The 3447-nt window shown below is 44.3% G+C and carries 2 protein-coding genes and 1 pseudogene; all 3 read right to left on the bottom strand.

Annotation, left to right across the window (positions count from 1 at the left end; translation table 11 throughout):
• A pseudogene (locus tag DRB05_RS22865) lies at positions 1-884 on the bottom strand (hypothetical protein); the annotation flags it as partial.
• 84 nt (positions 885-968) lie between these two features.
• The gene (locus DRB05_RS00330) at positions 969-1646 is read right to left on the bottom strand and encodes a GAD-like domain-containing protein (RefSeq protein ID WP_128725185.1); all 678 of its coding nucleotides are present in this window, start codon (positions 1644-1646) and stop codon (positions 969-971) included.
• Between the two features lie 13 nt (positions 1647-1659).
• Positions 1660-3447 (bottom strand): polymorphic toxin type 15 domain-containing protein (locus DRB05_RS22860; protein ID WP_240036179.1); only part of this gene is annotated, 1788 nt, incomplete at its 5' end.

The following is a 3447-nucleotide window of genomic DNA, read 5'->3' as shown; positions in this document are numbered from 1 at the left end:
ATGATATCTCGTAAATCCATGACTTGGTCGATAATTGGTATCATGGAAATCAAGGTACCTACCACGATTTGTGACGTAGAGGGGTTTTGATTAAAGTCGCCTTGCAGTGTGCCCCATAACCAATCACCAGCTTGGGTTGCAATGCCATTGGCTTCTATCAGTGGTGCGGTATTGCCGCTGCGTACCATTTCAGCCGCTCGCGCTGGGGTGATTTGTCCATACAGAGGGTTTTTAGGGCGATTATCTTCTGGTAGGTAATCGCGTTTGTCCTCACCATATTGCACGGTGTATTGACCGGGTGGGGCATTCTCAATTTTTGCTTTACCGCTGTCGTCTAAGTTACCAGTCAGCTCTGTGCCGTTTGCAAATCGAATGGTATAAGGTGCGCCCATAATTGGGCTGCCATCTTGATAGGTATAAGACAACTCAATGGTACTGCTCGCCATGGTGGCAATGCCATCGGCGGCCAGTGAGAGTCGAGCATTCTCAGAGAGGGCTTGAATTTGCGGTACACTCGGCATCGTGGCGCTTTGTTTACCGCCAATATCTTGCTCCATGCTGCCGTCAAACACGGTCATGGCTTTGCCTTTTAAGGTCAGTAACTTGTCTGCAAAGATGTTGACGTTACCACTTGAGTCAATGCTGATTTCACTGCCGCCATTGGCAAGGGTGAGGTTGCCAGAGCCACTGCCTTTAATCGTGATATTGCCTTGGCTTTGAATGATTTGACTTCCCGCGGGAGCGGTAATGGTAAGGTTGTTGTCTGCCTTGAGGTTGATATCATTTTGGATAACACTGCGATGGCTGCGACCCGCCTTAAGGGTGATATTTTGTTTGGCGCTGACGTCAATTTGATTAGCGATGAGTTCAAAGTTAATCATCATCGCATTTTCAATTAATAAGTAAGTGTTTTTAGTGGTAAGGAGTTAAGTGGTTTTTATTTGCTACTTTAATAACAGGAGCATTTATTATGAATAAGCCTTAGCTATAAGCCCTTGTTGGTCTAGTATTTCTTTCTGACCAAATGATGCTAATACACTTAGATGGGCGAAAATATTTACTTTACTGACATTGTCAATGGTAGGCTGCCCACCAAGAAAAAAAGCGGGTTCAAAAGCATACATTTCGTTATATTTTAATTGAGATAATCGAAGTTTACATTTCTCAAAAAGTAAGCCTTCACTCGTATCATCTATATCCAGCGATGTTGGCCTTTTTGCACCAAAGAAAAACTGTATGGCATCGTTTTCTTCTCCAACTGCTATGTCTTCGGCATTACCTTCTTTCTCTATAATCCAACCGTGAGATGGGTCGATTAGATATTTATGTCCAAATTTCTCTCCCCATAAGAATAGCTCACCAAATGCACTGCGAGCAATTACATAATATGTGTCTTGCTCGACGATAACTGTATCTCCAAGCCATGCATCTAAGGTATCATCATAATCATCGGGATTAGTTAACCAAAAAAGTCCTTCCCCGAAACCAGAAAATCCGTATTCACTCCAATATTCTAATAATCTAGTAGGTAGTTTACCTTCAAACTTTTTTATTATTTCTGCTGGGGCTTGATTTTTTTCACTAGGCTCTTCAAACTTTTCAAGAAACCACTCGAAATCTTCATCTATTTCAAATTGTTTGGTCATTATTCTAACCTCCTTACTTACACCGTTCTAATTCTATATTCATTTGGGTGGTAGGGCCCATTGTTCTCAACGCAACCCTTGCTGCCTCATCCATACCGGAAACTCTCCCCCCTTTAGACCACTGAGAACCGAGAGAGGAGTTTACATTTTTATTTCCGAGTTTGTTGATCTTATCACTACCGCCCGCTATCAGGTCAGGATCATGTAAAGCAGCTAACTGAGACATTTGTTCTTTTATCTTCTCTGTTGCGACTTTATCAGCATTTCGACCTTTAATACCCTGCTTTCTCAAACTTTTTAATATTGATTCATACATTTCGTCCTCTAACTTCTTTCTTGCTGATACTTGTGCCATTCCGCCATTCGTTAGAATTTTTCTTGCTTTTTTATGTCCATGCTCTTTAACAAGGTCAGTCAAGGTTTTACGGTTTTCTAAATATTGTTCAACCGTCATTTTATTGATGCCGTGCTGCTGAGCTTTTAGTTGTTTATAAAACTCTTTTTCTAGAGCTTGCTTACCACCCTTAAAGTTCTTCGCTAAGTCTTCGCCAGGCATGAAGCAAGGAGGTCTATACTTCTTCATTTTTATAGCTTTGAGTTTAGCCCCCGGTAACTCATTCCCTTTTGGCGGCTCCAACTCATCGGCTTTGGCTTTGGTTGGTTTGTCGGTGACGCCTCGAATTGGTGGTTGGCCTTGATATTCATCCAGTGCTTTATTAACTCGCTGCCCGATTTCTTGGGCGGCTTGTTGCATATGCTGGTCGATTTTGGGGGTGACCTCGTCTAGGCGTTTTACCGTGGCTTGCATGCCTTCGATGGCGGCGTCTGGAAGCAGTAGGTCGTAGTGCCAACTGGTAGACATGTCATCAAGTGAATCGCGCAGGCCTTTGACGATGTTTTTAACTTCCGTGGCGGATTGTTTTCCTAGGTCTTGCCAGTTGATGTTTCTTAGGTATTTAACTGGGTCGCCTTTACCGAGCTTGCGTAAAACGGCAAGCGCAGCAGAGAGAGACTCTCCGGTATTTTTTAAGATAACCTTGCCCACGCCTTTGACTGCTGAGCCTACTACTGGCACTAAACCAATGCCGGTCAAGGTAAAGGCAAGCCAAGCGTCAGTGTCGTTGGCTTCATCATCGTCAGTCAGTAACATGACATTGGCAATGATATCTCGTAAATCCATGACTTGGTCGATAATTGGTATCATGGAAATCAAGGTACCTACCACGATTTGTGACGTAGAGGGGTTTTGATTAAAGTCGCCTTGCAGTGTGCCCCATAACCAATCACCAGCTTGGGTTGCAATGCCATTGGCTTCTATCAGTGGTGCGGTATTGCCGCTGCGTACCATTTCAGCCGCTCGCGCTGGGGTGATTTGTCCATACAGAGGGTTTTTAGGGCGATTATCTTCTGGTAGGTAATCGCGTTTGTCCTCACCATATTGCACGGTGTATTGACCGGGTGGGGCATTCTCAATTTTTGCTTTACCGCTGTCGTCTAAGTTACCAGTCAGCTCTGTGCCGTTTGCAAATCGAATGGTATAAGGTGCGCCCATAATTGGGCTGCCATCTTGATAGGTATAAGACAACTCAATGGTACTGCTCGCCATGGTGGCAATGCCATCGGCGGCCAGTGAGAGTCGAGCATTCTCAGAGAGGGCTTGAATTTGCGGTACACTCGGCATCGTGGCGCTTTGTTTACCGCCAATATCTTGCTCCATGCTGCCGTCAAACACGGTCATGGCTTTGCCTTTTAAGGTCAGTAACTTGTCTGCAAAGATGTTGACGTTACCACTTGAGTCAAT

It is taken from the genome of Pseudoalteromonas sp. A757, from assembly GCF_004103285.1.
In the GTDB taxonomy this organism is placed as follows: domain Bacteria; phylum Pseudomonadota; class Gammaproteobacteria; order Enterobacterales; family Alteromonadaceae; genus Pseudoalteromonas; species Pseudoalteromonas galatheae.
Note: the sequence above shows the minus strand (reverse complement) of the source record. Positions and strands in the feature narration are given on the sequence as shown.

Coding starts and splice junctions, on each gene's coding strand:
- DRB05_RS00330 (WP_128725185.1), bottom strand. CDS start 1,646: ATGACCAAACAATTTGAAATAGATGAAGATTTCGAGTGGTTTCTTGAA.